Raw genomic sequence first — 12767 nt, 5'->3', positions numbered from 1 at the left:
AAGCAGTAAGCAATGACTACTGAATCTGCAAACAAGCTAAAGGCTGTCGATGTTCCGGACGTGCCGGCTCCCGTGGAAGCACCATCCCCCGGCGTGGAAGTTGATGTCGCCGCCCAGGAAAATTATTTCAACCGCGAACTGAGCCAACTTCAGTTCAACTACCGGGTGCTCAAACAGGCTCTGGATACCACGCATCCGTTGATTAACCGGCTGATGTTCTGCTGCATTTTCAGCAGCAACATGGACGAGTTCTTCGAGATCCGGGTGGCGGGCCTGCGCCAGCAGATCAAGTATGGCCGTGAAACCCTGGGCTCCGACGGCATGATGCCGGAGCAGGTGTTGGGCGAAATCAGCCGGGTGGCCCATGAGTACATCCGGGAACAGTACGACATCCTGAACAACGTGCTGATCCCCGAGATGGAGCAGGAAAACATTCACTTCGTCCGGCGTCGTGAATGGACGGAAGCTCAGGCCGACTGGGTGCGCCGTTACTTCGAAGAGGAAATCCTGCCGGTGGTCAGCCCCATCGGGCTGGACCCTTCCCACCCGTTCCCGCGCCTGGTCAACAAAAGCCTGAACTTCATTGTTGAGCTGGACGGTAAGGATGCCTTCGGTCGCGAAACCGGGATGGCCATCGTGCCTGCGCCACGTTCGCTGCCGCGTCTGGTCCGGCTTCCGGATGACGTCTGTAACGGTGGCGACAACCTGGTGTTCCTGTCCTCCATGATTCACGCCCATGCCGATGAGCTCTTCCCAGGCATGGAGGTGAAAGGCTGCTATCAGTTCCGCCTGACCCGCAACGCCGACCTTGAACTGGAAGACGACCTTGAAGATCTGGCCTCCGCCCTGCGCGGCGAGTTGCTGAGCCGGCGCTTCGGTGACGGCGTGCGGCTGGAAGTGGCGGACAACTGCCCGGAAGAACTGGTGCATTTTCTGCTGCGCGAGTTTGGACTGACGGATCGTGACCTTTATCAGGTTCACGGCCCGGTCAACCTGACACGTTTGATGGCCGTCGGTGGGCTGGTGGATCGCCAGGACCTCACCTATTCGGGTTTCTCGCCGTCGATTCCCAGGCAGATCCGTGCCAAGGAATCCATGTTCGATGCCATCCGCAAGCGCCCGCTGCTGTTGCTGCATCCCTATGAAAACTTCAGTCCCGTGACCGACCTGTTGCGGCAGGCTGCAAAAGACCCACAGGTCCTGGCTATCCGTCAGACCCTGTATCGCACCGGTGCCGACTCGGAAATTGTCGAAGCGCTGATGGATGCAGCCCGGCGTGGCAAGGAGGTGACTGCGATCATCGAACTGCGGGCCCGGTTCAGCGAGGCGGAAAACCTGGAGCTGGCCAGCCGGCTGCAGGAAGCGGGTGTGATCGTGGTCTACGGCGTGGTGGGTTACAAGACCCACGCCAAGATGATCCTGATCGTACGCCGTGAGGAAGGAAAGCTGAGGCGTTACGTACACCTGGGTACCGGGAACTACCATGCCGGTAACGCCCGCCTTTACACCGATTACAGCTACATGACCAGCGACGAATCCATCGGTGACGACGTCAACAAGCTGTTCCAACAGCTGACGGGCATGGGCAAGGCCTTGAAAATAAAGAAACTGTTTCACTCACCCTTCACACTCCATACCCGTCTTCTGGGCCTGGTGGACCGTGAAGCGGAACTGGGGCCCAAAGGCCGGATTATTTTCAAGTTTAACGCCCTTACTGAGCGCGAGTTGATCAAGGCGTTGTATCGTGCGTCCCAGGCAGGCGTGAAAATCGACCTGATCATCCGCGGTATCTGCTGCCTGAGGCCGGAAGTGCCGGGGCTGTCGGACAACATCCGGGTGCGCTCCATCATTGGCCGTTTCCTCGAGCACACCCGGGTTTACTATTTCGGCAACAACGGCCGGCCGGAAGTCTATGGGTCCAGCGCCGACGGCATGGAACGGAACCTGCTGAGCCGCGTGGAAACGGCGTTTCCGATTGAGGATCCGGCGTTGATTGCCCGCGTCCGCGAAGACCTGGACACCTATCTGGCGGACAATTGCCAGTCCTGGGTCTTGCAGCCGGACGGTAGTTACATTCAGAATCAGGCAGCCGAGGGCGAGGATCGCCTGGCGTCCCAACTGGTCCTGCTTGAACGCCTGACCGGGAAATAACGATAACCCACATCGCCTGCCCCAGTGCAGGCGATGTGGGCGCTGTAATGGAGTAAAGGCAGTTGAAAAAACAATGGATGGTTGCCGGTGCAGCCGTACTGGCGGTTGGTGTGGCTGCGCCCTGGGCCGTTGGATATGTAACCGAACAGCAGTGGCAGAGGGTCACTGCGGACGTTAATCAGGCGCAGCCCCTGTTCAAGCTGCAAACCCGCGATTATGACAGGGGCTACATGGGAGCCGAGTTCGCCGGCACCATCACGATCCAGGATCCGGACACCGGTGACGAGCACTCATTCGACTATCAGGCCCGGGTAAGCCATGGGGTTACCGGCAGCCTGATTGATTTTACCCCACCTCCTGAGCTTGGCGCTGAAGTTGAGAAGATCTTCCCCGACGAAAAGCCCCGGTTGACCCTGGAGACCCGTCTGTGGGGAACGGCGATCGCCGAGCTTTCCGTGCCGGCTGTGAGTGTGATCGACGAGGAAACCGGCGAATCCTTCGATATGTCGGAAAGCTTTAGCCGAGCAGAAATCAGTGGCAACGGTTCACAGGCTGATATCCTCATGCTTTGGCCGGGCGCCGTGATTCGGGGGCCAGACCTGCGCATCAGTATCGAGGATTTTCGCCTTGAACAGACAATGGAACACCTGACACGCGACGTCTGGCTGGGTGGCGGGGACATGTCGCTGGCGCGACTTGAAGTGGCGGCACGGGGCGAGCCGACCCTTCGCTTTGATGACTTTTCGATGAGTGGTGAGACTACCACCGACGATGACGGCAAGAGCATTGATTCCGAGGCTGTCGTTACCTTGGAAAAGGTAACGGCGGACGACGAGAGCTTCGGCCCTCACCGTATGGAAATGGTGTTAAGTGGCCTGGACGTGCAAAACTGGAGTGACCTGACAACGGCAATGACGGACATGCAGGCGGCTGCCCTGAACACCGCAGGCGGCGATTCGAGTGCCATGATGCAGCAGCAGATGGAATCCATGAATCGCATCAATCAGGCCATGCTGGGCCTTGCGGCCAACGGTTTCTCGTTCGGGTTTCCGGAGCTGTCCTTTGCCACGCCTTATGGCCCGGTCAATGGCGAGATCATGGTGCAGCACCCGTCGCTGTCTGACGACGAGAAAGACCAGATGATGATGGTGATGCAGCAGCTGACCGGCAATCTGGATGTCAGCATGCCGCTGGCTCTGGTGGAACAGCATCCGGAGCTGGGGATGCAGGTTGCGCCTTTGATCAAGCAGGGCATGGTGGTGCAGGAGGGTGACCGGCTGCGAATCCAGGGCACACTGGAAGATCTGGCCCTGGACATCAATGGCAACGTGATCCCGCTGCCACCGATATTCTGATCCGTTGTTCTGTGCTGCCCGGGATGGGCAGCGCTTTCCCGTCTGTCAGTCCTTGATGAATTTCTGTTTGAGCGCGGCTTCCACAGCCGGGTCGACAAATTCGGAGACGTCACCGCCCAGTGAGGCGATTTCGCGGATCAGGGTGGAGGAGATGTACGACAGGTGGTTGGAGGGTGTCAGGAACACGCTTTCCACTTCCGGCGCCAGGCGGTGGTTCATGTCGGCTAGTTGGAATTCGTACTCGAAGTCGGAGACGGCTCGCAGTCCGCGGATAATCACGGTGGCGTTCTGTTCCCGGACGAAATCGGCGAGCAGGTTGCTGAAGCCGGTGACGCTGACGTTGGGCAGGTGGGAGGTGGCTTTTTCCACCAGTTCGCAGCGTTCTTCCAATGTCAGTAGCGGGGACTTCTTGGGGTTGTAGGCGATGGCGACGACGACTTCGTCGAAGAGTCGGCCCGCGCGCTCGATGAGGTCGGTGTGGCCGTTGGTGATCGGGTCAAACGTACCCGGGTAGATGACTTTTGGCATTCGGAGCTCCTTTTCACCGGAAGCGCACAGGATAGCAGCCTTCGTCTTGAACCAAAATGTTCCACTTTCGCGCTGGTTACGACTTTGGATTGCTTGCTTGGGAGTTTGTGCCGCATGAGGAGGGCTTCCCAGGATACGCTACGAGCACATCCATGTGCGCTTGAGTAAAGCCGTCCCTGGCTTTACACAATCCTGGGAAGCCCTCCTCACGCGACACTTCGGACTGCGTACCTGCCTAGGAAGACCTCAAATTTCCTGTGGGGCTCCTTTCTTTAACTCCTGAGTTTCTGAGCCAGCCTGGTGCTATTCCTTGCAGCCAGTGCATAAACCGACAATTGCGGATTCGCGCCAATGCTTGTTGGGAAGATCGAGGCGTCGTGGACGCTGAGGTTGGTCACGTGGTGGTGTTCGCCGAAGCCGTTGACGACGGATTCTTCCGGGTTGCGGCCCATGCCGCAGCCGCCCATTTGGTGGGCGGTGAACAGGCGGACGCGGTGGGGTTCCATGGCGAGGTTGTCGATGCCGGCTTTGGCGTCGGCCCAGGAGGTGTACCAAGGGGAATCCAGGTGCATGATGCGGACTTTCTGGGCGCCGGCGGCGAACTGGATCTCGGCCATTTTGTAGAAAGCGTCTTTCAGGCCCTTCCAGAGGTAGTCGCTGACTGGGTAGTCCAGGATCGGGCTGCCGTCGTCGCGGAGGCTGACGGTGCCGCCGACGCTGTCGGGATGGAAGCCGTCGCGCAGCAGGGCGATGACGGAGTTCAGCCGGGGCAGTTTCGACAGGTCGCGGATCTGTTGTTCGCCGTGGCCGGGAACCACGCCGGCGGACATGGCCGGGTGCAGGGGCGGTACTTCCAGTTTGAAGCCGGCGGGGCCGTCGACGCCTTGTGAGAAGTTGAATTCGTCGGAATAGATTGACTGAGGTGCACCGTAATAAGGATCGACGGTGTCAGGCATTTCCGCGATGGTGGCATTGACCGGGTGCAGGAAGGTGCGCTTGCCAATGCGGTCGTGGGGGTCGGGAATATCTGAGCGCAGCAGCAGGCCAGGTGAGCCGATGGCGCTGGCGGCCACCACGAAATGCCGGGCTCGCAGTTCCACGGTGACGCCAGACGGGGTGACACCGTCCGCCGCCATGGCCGAGGCCTGAAGGTGACTGATTTTGTCCTGCTCCATCACCAGTTTGTCGGCCCGCAGGCCGTGGAACAGTCGGGCATTGTTGTCCAGGGCGCCGGGAATAGTGGTGGTCAGAGCCCCCTGTTTGGCGTTCGTGGGGCAGCCCACGCCGCAGTAACCCAGGTTCCAGCAGCCTTTGACGTTGCGTGGGATCACCTCCCAGGACCAGCCCAGCGCCTCGCAACCCTGGCGCAGGATGTCGTTGTTCACATTAGGCTCGGCCAGCCAGGGCTCAATGTTATGTCGTTGCTCGCGGCCGTCGAACCAAGGCTTCATGGATGCCGGGGTCAGGTCGTCGAGCCCGAAACGGCTGGCCCAGTGATTCAGCGTCGGTGCCGGTGTACGGAAGCTGGACGTCCAGTTCACCGTGGTAGAGCCGCCCACACACCGGCCCTGAAGAATGGCGATTGCTCCGTCTTTGGTGACCCGGCTCATGCCTTCCTGGTAGAGGGAGGCATAGGCGTCCAGCTCGTTCATTTTGAAGTCTTTCTGGTGATACAGGCGGCCTTCTTCCACCAGAATCACCGACAGCCCGGCTTTCGCCAGAATCTCCGCCGTGGTGCCGCCCCCGGCGCCGGTGCCGATGATCACCACATCGGCTTCGTGGGTCTGGTTCTGTGTCAGGGTGGCGCCGTCGGTGACCTTCCAGCCAGCCTCAAGCCCACGGGCGATACGATCCGTTAACGACATAATAATGCTCCGGTTGGCTCAGGCGTTGTCTTTGAACTGGGGCAGGGCGTCCACGGCCCAGGCGGGTGGTCCGGGGTAGCCGGAGAGGTGCCAGTGGTCTTCGTGGCCATAGAATGCCACGTTACTGACCTTGGTCAGGGCGATGTAGCCGTTGTTGAACAGCCCAACACCACTGGCGCGCCAGCGCTCAAGGAAGGCATCCACGGACTGCGTGCTGGCGTTCTCCCAACTCGACCAGACCCGGGCAACCGTCACCCGTGTCAGCCCGAAGTTCAGCAGGTCAAACAGACCCCGCAACTCCTTCTGGTTGGCGGGTCCGAACTGGTGAATCCCGGCATCGATGCGCTCAATCGTCGCCTGAATCTGCTGGCGGCGAACCACGGGCTCCTCAGTCAGCCCAGGGCCCACCATGGCCGGCAGTAGAGCTTGAAACAGCACAATGTCGTCGCGGGTCAGGAACTGGAACTCGTAGCTCTGGTCCATCGCCCCCGGCATCGGATAGTCCCGCCCGGCGGGCGCGGTTGCACAGCCGGACAGGCCAGCGGTCACACTCACCGTGCCGAGGAACATGGCTCCACCAAGCCCGGTCCGGAGAAAACTCCGACGGTCCATCGCGGTATCGGAAAGGTCCGTTTGCACGGATCGAGAAAGGCTTTCAGGCATAACGACTCTCTTGTTCTTATTGTCTTTTGTTGGCCGGCGACTACCAGCACCCAAGTCACCGAATAAACAACTTGTATACCATCTTGTGAGCCGTCGTTCCGTGCGGCGCATACACAAACTTGCCACTGTTGAACTTCTGCTTACTGAAAATGGCCCGTTGATGAGAGAACGTCAGGAAACCTTCCTTGCCGTGGTAATGCCCCATCCCCGAATCACCGATACCACCAAATGGCAGGTCATCCTGGGCAACGTGCATCAGTGCATCGTTGATGCACATGCCACCGGAATGGGTCTGGTTGACCACATGCTCCTGCATCGACTTGTCGTAACCGAAGAAATACAGCGCCAGCGGGCGAGGACGGTCATTGATGTAATGGATCGCCTCATCCAGGTTGCCATAGCTGATGATCGGCAGAATCGGCCCGAAAATCTCATCCTGCATGATCTTCATATCCGGCGTGGTCTTCAGCGCCAGCGTAATCGGCATCTTGCGGGTGCCATCCTTCAGGTTCTCATTGGCCGGATTGATCTCAATCAGCTCGGCCCCTTTTTCCCGCGCATCGTCAAGATAGCCTTGCAGGCGGTCATATTGGCGCTCATTGATAATCGCCGTGTAATCCTCGTTATCCCGCAGGCTCGGATACATCGCCGCAAACTGATGGCGATACTCATCCACAAACGCCTGCACACGGTCTGCCGGGCACAACACATAATCCGGTGCCACACAGGTCTGGCCCGCATTCAGCGCCTTGCCGAAAGCGATACGCTGGGCGGCGTCTTCCATCGGAACATCCGGCGATACGACGGCAGGCGACTTGCCGCCCAGTTCCAGAGTCACCGGCGTGAGATTTTCCGCGGCTGCCCGCATCACCAGCTTGCCCACCGACGTGGAGCCGGTGAACAGAAGGTGATCGAAGGGCCGGCTGGAAAAGTCTGCGGCGACATCCGCTTCACCGTTAATCACACAGACCAGGTCCTCCGGAAACGCAGATTCGACAATCTCCTTGAACAAAGCAGAGGTGTGCGGCGTGAACTCCGACATCTTGATCATCGTACGGTTACCCGCAGCCAGTGAGGCCACCAACGGCCCAACGGCCAGATACAGAGGGTAGTTCCAGGGCACGATGACGCCCACAACACCCTTAGGCTGGTAGTGAACGCGGTTGCTGGCGGGCTGGAACAACACGGACACATGCCGCTTGGAGGGCTTCATCCAGCCTTCCAGGTTTTTCAGGGTGTAGTTGATGCCCTGAATGGACGGCATCACTTCCGCAATCAGCGATTCGTCCTTCGAACGACAGCTGAAGTCCCGGTCGATGGCGTCCAGTAACCGATCCTGATTGGACAGCAGTACGCGCTTGAGGCGCTTCAGATTTTCCTGACGCTCGGTTAGCGATGGCATCGGGTTGTTGCGAAACGCCTTCTTCTGGTCCTCAAACACACGGTGGGTGTGCTGGATGTGCTTCTTGCTTTCAGTCAGCTGGACAACGGTGGCTACCATATCGCTCTCTCCTCGCGGCCCCGGCCTGCCGGGTCGCCGCCCTTATTGTTCGTGGAGCCTGTGACAGCTCCTGAATGCGGTGGTGAAAAAGTATTCAGTTTGCGCTTGGGGCTATTATTAGAGTATATACTCTAGGTAGTCAAGCTGGCCCTAATGGCTGATCGGGCCATCCACGGATCGCAGCGCCAAAGCACAGGCACCCACACAACAACACGCATTGCTGAGCCTATGAAAACCCGAGACAAGATTCTTCTTTCGAGCCTTGATCTGTTCAACGAAAGAGGAGAGCGCAACGTAACCACCAACCATATCGCCGCCCACCTGGCGATATCGCCGGGCAACCTGTATTACCACTTCCGTAACAAGTCCGACATCATTTACGAGATCTTTCTCGAGTATGAAAAGCTGGTGGATTTTTACCTGGATATCCCGGAGAACCGGCCCATTACTCTGGATGACCTGACCTTTTATCTCGAATCGGTGTTCGATGGCCTTTGGAGCTATCGGTTTTTTCACCGCGACCTGGAATACCTGCTCGACAGTGATCAACGCCTGCGCCAGGACTACCGCGAGTTCACCAACCGCTGTCTGGCGGCGATCAGCCGGATATTCGAGAAGCTGGCGGAGGCGGGAATTATCGAGCCTCAGCCTGAAGAGCTGCGTTCCGCGATGTCCCTGAACGTATGGTTGGTCATTACCAACTGGATGGCTTTCCTGAAAACCGCCCACGCCTCTGAGGCCTCTGCGAGCCTGACTCTGACCGAGCTGAAGCAGGGCATCTATCAGGTGCTGACCCTGGAGATTCCCTATCTGACGGCGGATTACCGGGAGCAGGTGATGACGTTGCGGGAGAAGTATCGTCCGCGTTTGCCGGATGCGGCTGACGCATCGGTTTCAGGGCAGGGCGAACCCATCTGGAATCATTGAGGAACTTTTGATCAATTGGCGTGTCAATAGTTACGACATCGGGGATTCGGACATTCTCGGTGTCTCCTGAGTGAGTTCTCAGGTTTTAGCACGTCGCAAACCCTGACGTTTCACCGGCCTGTCTTCTGGCAGGTCGGCTTTTTATGCCAGCCCTCCCCTCATAACCCCAAACCGACCTTCCATTGCATCCTTGTCAGAGCGTTTTAAATCCAATAAACTCGTGAATGTTACCGGTAACATGCGCCGGCACAAAAACAATCAGGAGATACCAATATGTTCCCGACAAGACTCGCAGCTGGCCTTCTGTCAGCCACCCTGGCGTGCAATGCCCTTGCCGCCGATTTCACCTTCAAGTTCCAGTCTTCAGATCCTTCCGGCGTCAAGAACTTCGAGATCCAGCAGGCGTGGGCCGACCGGGTAGAAGCGATGACCGGTGGTCGTGTCGAGATTGACCTGCTGCCGGTGGGTAGCGTTGTCAGCCACACCGAAACCCTCGGCGCCATGAAAATGGGCGTGTTGGATGGCCATATTTCCGTGACCGGGTATTTCTCGGGAAAGGATCCTGCATTCGGCCTGATCGGCAACACCGTTGGTGCCTGGTCCAGCCCGGACCAGCTCATTGATTACATCAACCATGGTGGCGGCTATGAGTTGATGAACGAGCTCTACAAGCCCTATGGCGTGAAATTTGTCGGCGGTGGCGGTACCGGCGTGGAGTCGTTTGTGTCGAAGAAACCGCTGGATGGCGTCGAGGATCTCAAGGGGCTGAAGATGCGCGCACCGGAAGGGCTGGTGCAGTCTGTCTTTGCCGCCGCGGGCGCATCCCCCGTGAACCTGCCGGGGTCTGAAGTCTACACGGCGTTGAGCAAGGGTGTGATTGATGCCGCGGACTACACCGTGTTCTCCACCAACCATGAGGCCGGTCTGAACGAGATTGCGCCGCACCCGGTCAACCCTGGTTTCCATTCGCTGCCATTGATTGAAATCGCGATGGACCTCAAGGAGTGGAACAAGCTGCCAGAGGACATTCAGGCCATCATGACGGTATCCGCCCGAGACTTTGCCCAGGATATCAGCACCCAGTTGGCGATGGCCGATCGTGAAGCTGTCAACGAAGCCCGGGCCAACCCGGACATTACCATCCACGACTGGTCCGCCGAAGAGCGTCGGAAGTTCCGCACCATTGCCCGTGACCAGTGGCAGGTCTACGCAGAACAGTCGCCCAATGCCGAGAAGGTCTACCAGTCGGTGACTGAGTACCTGGAGTCCCAGGGCCTCCTCTAAAACAGGTTCCCTCGATATCAGCCTCCGGGCGCCCTAAGGCCCCGGAGCGAGGAGTTCATTATGTCCGTTGAAAACAACACAGATGCCCCGGCGTCCGGTTCTGATCGCGAAGATATCCAGCCTGATAAGGGCGAGGATGTCGGGTTTACCTGGCTGGACAAGGCCATTGTCTGGCTTGGCAAGAGGCTGAGCCTGGTCTTTGCCGCGATTGTCGTGGTGTCGTTTTACGAGATTGTCCGCCGTTATGTATTTGATTCCCCCACGCTCTGGGTGCACGAAACCGTGACCTTTGCAGGTGCCACACTGTTTGTCATTGGCGGGCTTTATGCCCTGGCTACCGATCGACACGTGCGTATTGTATTGATCTATGGCGCCGTCTCTCACCGTGCCCAGCGTTGGTTGCGGGTTGTCCACCATCTGCTGGGACTTGCCTTCTGCGGCATGCTGCTGTTCGCCAGCTGGTCGATGGCGACCGAAGCCGTGCGGGCGCCCTGGGGTGGCTGGCGACTGGAAACCTCCGGCTCTGCCTGGAACCCGCCGTTTCCCGCGCTGCTGAAGGTGGTCATCCTGATTGCGGTGGCGGTCATGACGCTTCAGTTCCTGTTGCACCTTATTCGCGACCTTCGTGGCAAGGGAGATAAATGATGTTTGAACTGGCCTCCCTTGGTATCGGCTATGGCAGCCTGTTGATGCTTGTCATGCTGATTGTATTGCTCCTGACCGGTATGCAGTTGGCGTTTGCCACCGGTCTGGTCGCTCTTGTGTTCGCGCTCGGTTGGTTTGGCCCGGATGCCCTGCCCATTGTCAGCAGCCGTCTGTACAGCTTTATCGGCAACTATGTGTTCCTGGCGGTGCCGATGTTCGTGTTGATGGCCTCGCTGCTGGATCATTCCGGCATTGCCCGGGACCTGTTCGATGCCATGGCCCGCCTGGGTCGCAAACTCCGAGGTGGTGTGGCCATCCAGACGCTGGTGGTGGCGGTGATCCTCGCCTCCATGTCCGGTGTGATCGGTGGCGAGACGGTGTTGCTGGGCATCCTGGCGCTGCCGCAAATGCTGCGCCTAGGGTACGACCGCAAACTCGCCATCGGCACCACCTGTGCCGGTGGGGCACTCGGCACCATGCTGCCTCCCAGTATCGTACTGATTATCTACGGGCTGACCGCCAACGTGTCCATCGGCGACCTCTTCAAAGGGGCTTTCTTGCCCGCACTGATACTGGCGCTGCTCTATATGGGGTATGTGTTGATCCGGGTTTGGCTGAAGCCGGAGATGGCGCCGCTGCCCTCGGATCAGGACACACCTGAAACACCAATGCCGAATTTCTTCAAGGCACTGCTGTTTCCCCTGCTGTCCGTGGTTGTGGTGCTGGGCAGCATCTATGGCGGTGTGGCGTCGGTCACGGAAGCCTCGGCCCTGGGTGTGATGGGTATTGCCATCAGCACCTGGATTCGTGGTGAGCTGTCCCTTGCCATGGTGCGCAAGGCCACCATCAGCACGCTGCGGGTGTGCGGCATGATTATCTGGATTGGTATCGGCGCAACCGCTCTGGTGGGCGTCTACAACCTCATGGGCGGTATCGATTTCGTCCGCGACATGGTTTTCGCCGTCAGCGGTGGCCATGGCCTGACGACGATCCTGTTCATGATGCTGATCCTGCTCATCCTGGGTATGTTCCTGGACTGGGTCGGCGTTGCCTTGCTCACCATGCCGATCTTCGTGCCGATTGTGACGGAACTGGGCTATAGCCCGATCTGGTTCGGGGTGGTGTTCTGCATGAACATGCAGGTGTCCTTCCTGTCACCGCCGTTTGGCCCGGCGGCCTTCTATCTCAAGACCGTGACGCCAAAAGACATCTCCCTGGGGGAGATCTTCCGTGCCCTGCTGCCGTTTATCGCGCTTCAGGTGGTCGCCCTTGGTCTGCTGATTGTGTTCCCTCAATTGGCGCTATGGTGGCAGTGACATGAGTGAAAGGATGACACCAAAGACACCAAAAATCGTGGTGATGGGCGTGTCCGGGTGTGGCAAAAGCCTCACCGGGGCCAGGCTTGCACAGGAACTCGGCGTTCCGTTTTTCGACGCGGACGATTACCACAGCCGTGCCAACGTGGAGAAAATGGCAGCCGGTATTCCGCTGACCGATGAGGATCGTCTCGGTTGGCTGGATGACCTCGCCAAGTTGATCCGGCGGGAAGAGGGTGGCCTGGTGCTGGCCTGTTCCGCCTTGAAGCGCGTCTACCGCAAGCGTTTGCAGGGGGGCAGCCCGGAAACCCGGTTCGTTTATCTCAAGGGGGATTTTGAAACCATCTGGGCGCGCCACTCCAGCCGAACCGATCATTACTTCAATGGTCACGCGATGCTGGAGAGCCAGTTCCATTTGCTGGAGGAGCCGGGGCCAGGTGAAAACGCGGTGGCCGTCGATGTCTCCGGTACGCCGGAGCAAGTGATCCGTCACTGCCTTGTCGGGCTCGGGTATGATAGGCCTCTTTGAACG

General features: G+C 58.8%; 11 protein-coding genes. 7 read left to right on the top strand and 4 right to left on the bottom strand.

Annotated features, from left to right (window positions below; translation table 11 throughout):
• Positions 1-12 precede the first annotated feature (12 nt).
• Both ppk1 and ACTRWH_RS01680 read left to right on the top strand, forming a co-directional pair.
• Positions 13-2151 carry a polyphosphate kinase 1 gene (gene ppk1 / locus ACTRWH_RS01685; RefSeq protein ID WP_036210827.1) on the top strand — a complete coding sequence of 713 codons (2139 nt, stop codon included), beginning with the start codon at positions 13-15 and terminating at the stop codon, positions 2149-2151.
• Positions 2152-2213: 62 nt separating this feature from the next.
• Positions 2214-3506 carry a DUF945 family protein gene (locus ACTRWH_RS01680; protein ID WP_462825810.1) on the top strand — a complete coding sequence of 431 codons (1293 nt, stop codon included), beginning with the start codon at positions 2214-2216 and terminating at the stop codon, positions 3504-3506.
• 45 nt (positions 3507-3551) lie between these two features.
• Here the strand turns inward: ACTRWH_RS01680 and coaD are convergent, their stop codons facing one another.
• The 4 genes from coaD to ACTRWH_RS01660 all read right to left on the bottom strand — a co-directional run bounded on the left by coaD (position 3552) and on the right by ACTRWH_RS01660 (position 8063).
• Positions 3552-4034, bottom strand: a complete 483-nt coding sequence (gene coaD, locus ACTRWH_RS01675) for a pantetheine-phosphate adenylyltransferase (protein ID WP_462825809.1) — start codon at positions 4032-4034, stop codon at positions 3552-3554.
• Positions 4035-4306: 272 nt separating this feature from the next.
• The gene (locus ACTRWH_RS01670) at positions 4307-5899 is read right to left on the bottom strand and encodes a GMC family oxidoreductase N-terminal domain-containing protein (protein ID WP_462825808.1); all 1593 of its coding nucleotides are present in this window, start codon (positions 5897-5899) and stop codon (positions 4307-4309) included.
• An 18-nt stretch (positions 5900-5917) separates the two neighbouring features.
• Positions 5918-6562 (bottom strand): hypothetical protein, encoded by a 645-nt coding sequence (locus tag ACTRWH_RS01665; protein WP_421859492.1) that lies wholly within the window; start codon positions 6560-6562, stop codon positions 5918-5920.
• A gap of 55 nt (positions 6563-6617) precedes the next feature.
• Entirely contained in the window at positions 6618-8063 is a 1446-nt protein-coding gene (locus ACTRWH_RS01660) for a coniferyl aldehyde dehydrogenase (protein ID WP_036210839.1), read from the bottom strand.
• 228 nt (positions 8064-8291) lie between these two features.
• On the opposite strand from ACTRWH_RS01660, the gene ACTRWH_RS01655 reads away from it, so the two are divergent.
• From ACTRWH_RS01655 to ACTRWH_RS01635, 5 genes are all read left to right on the top strand, one after another.
• A complete protein-coding gene (locus tag ACTRWH_RS01655; RefSeq protein ID WP_075194209.1) occupies positions 8292-8990 on the top strand; it encodes a TetR/AcrR family transcriptional regulator in 699 nt (232 codons plus the stop codon).
• A gap of 273 nt (positions 8991-9263) precedes the next feature.
• Positions 9264-10274 carry a TRAP transporter substrate-binding protein gene (locus ACTRWH_RS01650; protein WP_075194210.1) on the top strand — a complete coding sequence of 337 codons (1011 nt, stop codon included), beginning with the start codon at positions 9264-9266 and terminating at the stop codon, positions 10272-10274.
• 60 nt (positions 10275-10334) lie between these two features.
• Positions 10335-10919 (top strand): TRAP transporter small permease subunit, encoded by a 585-nt coding sequence (locus tag ACTRWH_RS01645; protein WP_462825807.1) that lies wholly within the window; start codon positions 10335-10337, stop codon positions 10917-10919.
• Positions 10919-12235: a TRAP transporter large permease gene (locus ACTRWH_RS01640; protein ID WP_036210847.1), complete on the top strand. Its 1317-nt coding sequence runs from the start codon at positions 10919-10921 to the stop codon at positions 12233-12235. Before ACTRWH_RS01645 ends, ACTRWH_RS01640 begins: the two co-directional genes overlap by 1 nt.
• 1 nt (position 12236) lies before the next feature.
• Positions 12237-12764 carry a gluconokinase gene (locus ACTRWH_RS01635; protein ID WP_226909980.1) on the top strand — a complete coding sequence of 176 codons (528 nt, stop codon included), beginning with the start codon at positions 12237-12239 and terminating at the stop codon, positions 12762-12764.
• Positions 12765-12767: the final 3 nt, after the last annotated feature.

This window comes from Marinobacter sp. G5_S1_61_S3 (assembly GCF_054968585.1).
This window is presented reverse-complemented; position numbering and strand designations above follow the sequence as displayed.

Coding starts and splice junctions, on each gene's coding strand:
- ppk1 (WP_036210827.1), top strand. CDS start 13: ATGACTACTGAATCTGCAAACAAGCTAAAGGCTGTCGATGTTCCGGAC.
- ACTRWH_RS01655 (WP_075194209.1), top strand. CDS start 8,292: ATGAAAACCCGAGACAAGATTCTTCTTTCGAGCCTTGATCTGTTCAAC.
- ACTRWH_RS01670 (WP_462825808.1), bottom strand. CDS start 5,899: ATGTCGTTAACGGATCGTATCGCCCGTGGGCTTGAGGCTGGCTGGAAG.
- ACTRWH_RS01665 (WP_421859492.1), bottom strand. CDS start 6,562: ATGCCTGAAAGCCTTTCTCGATCCGTGCAAACGGACCTTTCCGATACC.
- ACTRWH_RS01640 (WP_036210847.1), top strand. CDS start 10,919: ATGTTTGAACTGGCCTCCCTTGGTATCGGCTATGGCAGCCTGTTGATG.
- ACTRWH_RS01635 (WP_226909980.1), top strand. CDS start 12,237: ATGAGTGAAAGGATGACACCAAAGACACCAAAAATCGTGGTGATGGGC.
- ACTRWH_RS01660 (WP_036210839.1), bottom strand. CDS start 8,063: ATGGTAGCCACCGTTGTCCAGCTGACTGAAAGCAAGAAGCACATCCAG.
- ACTRWH_RS01650 (WP_075194210.1), top strand. CDS start 9,264: ATGTTCCCGACAAGACTCGCAGCTGGCCTTCTGTCAGCCACCCTGGCG.
- ACTRWH_RS01645 (WP_462825807.1), top strand. CDS start 10,335: ATGTCCGTTGAAAACAACACAGATGCCCCGGCGTCCGGTTCTGATCGC.
- coaD (WP_462825809.1), bottom strand. CDS start 4,034: ATGCCAAAAGTCATCTACCCGGGTACGTTTGACCCGATCACCAACGGC.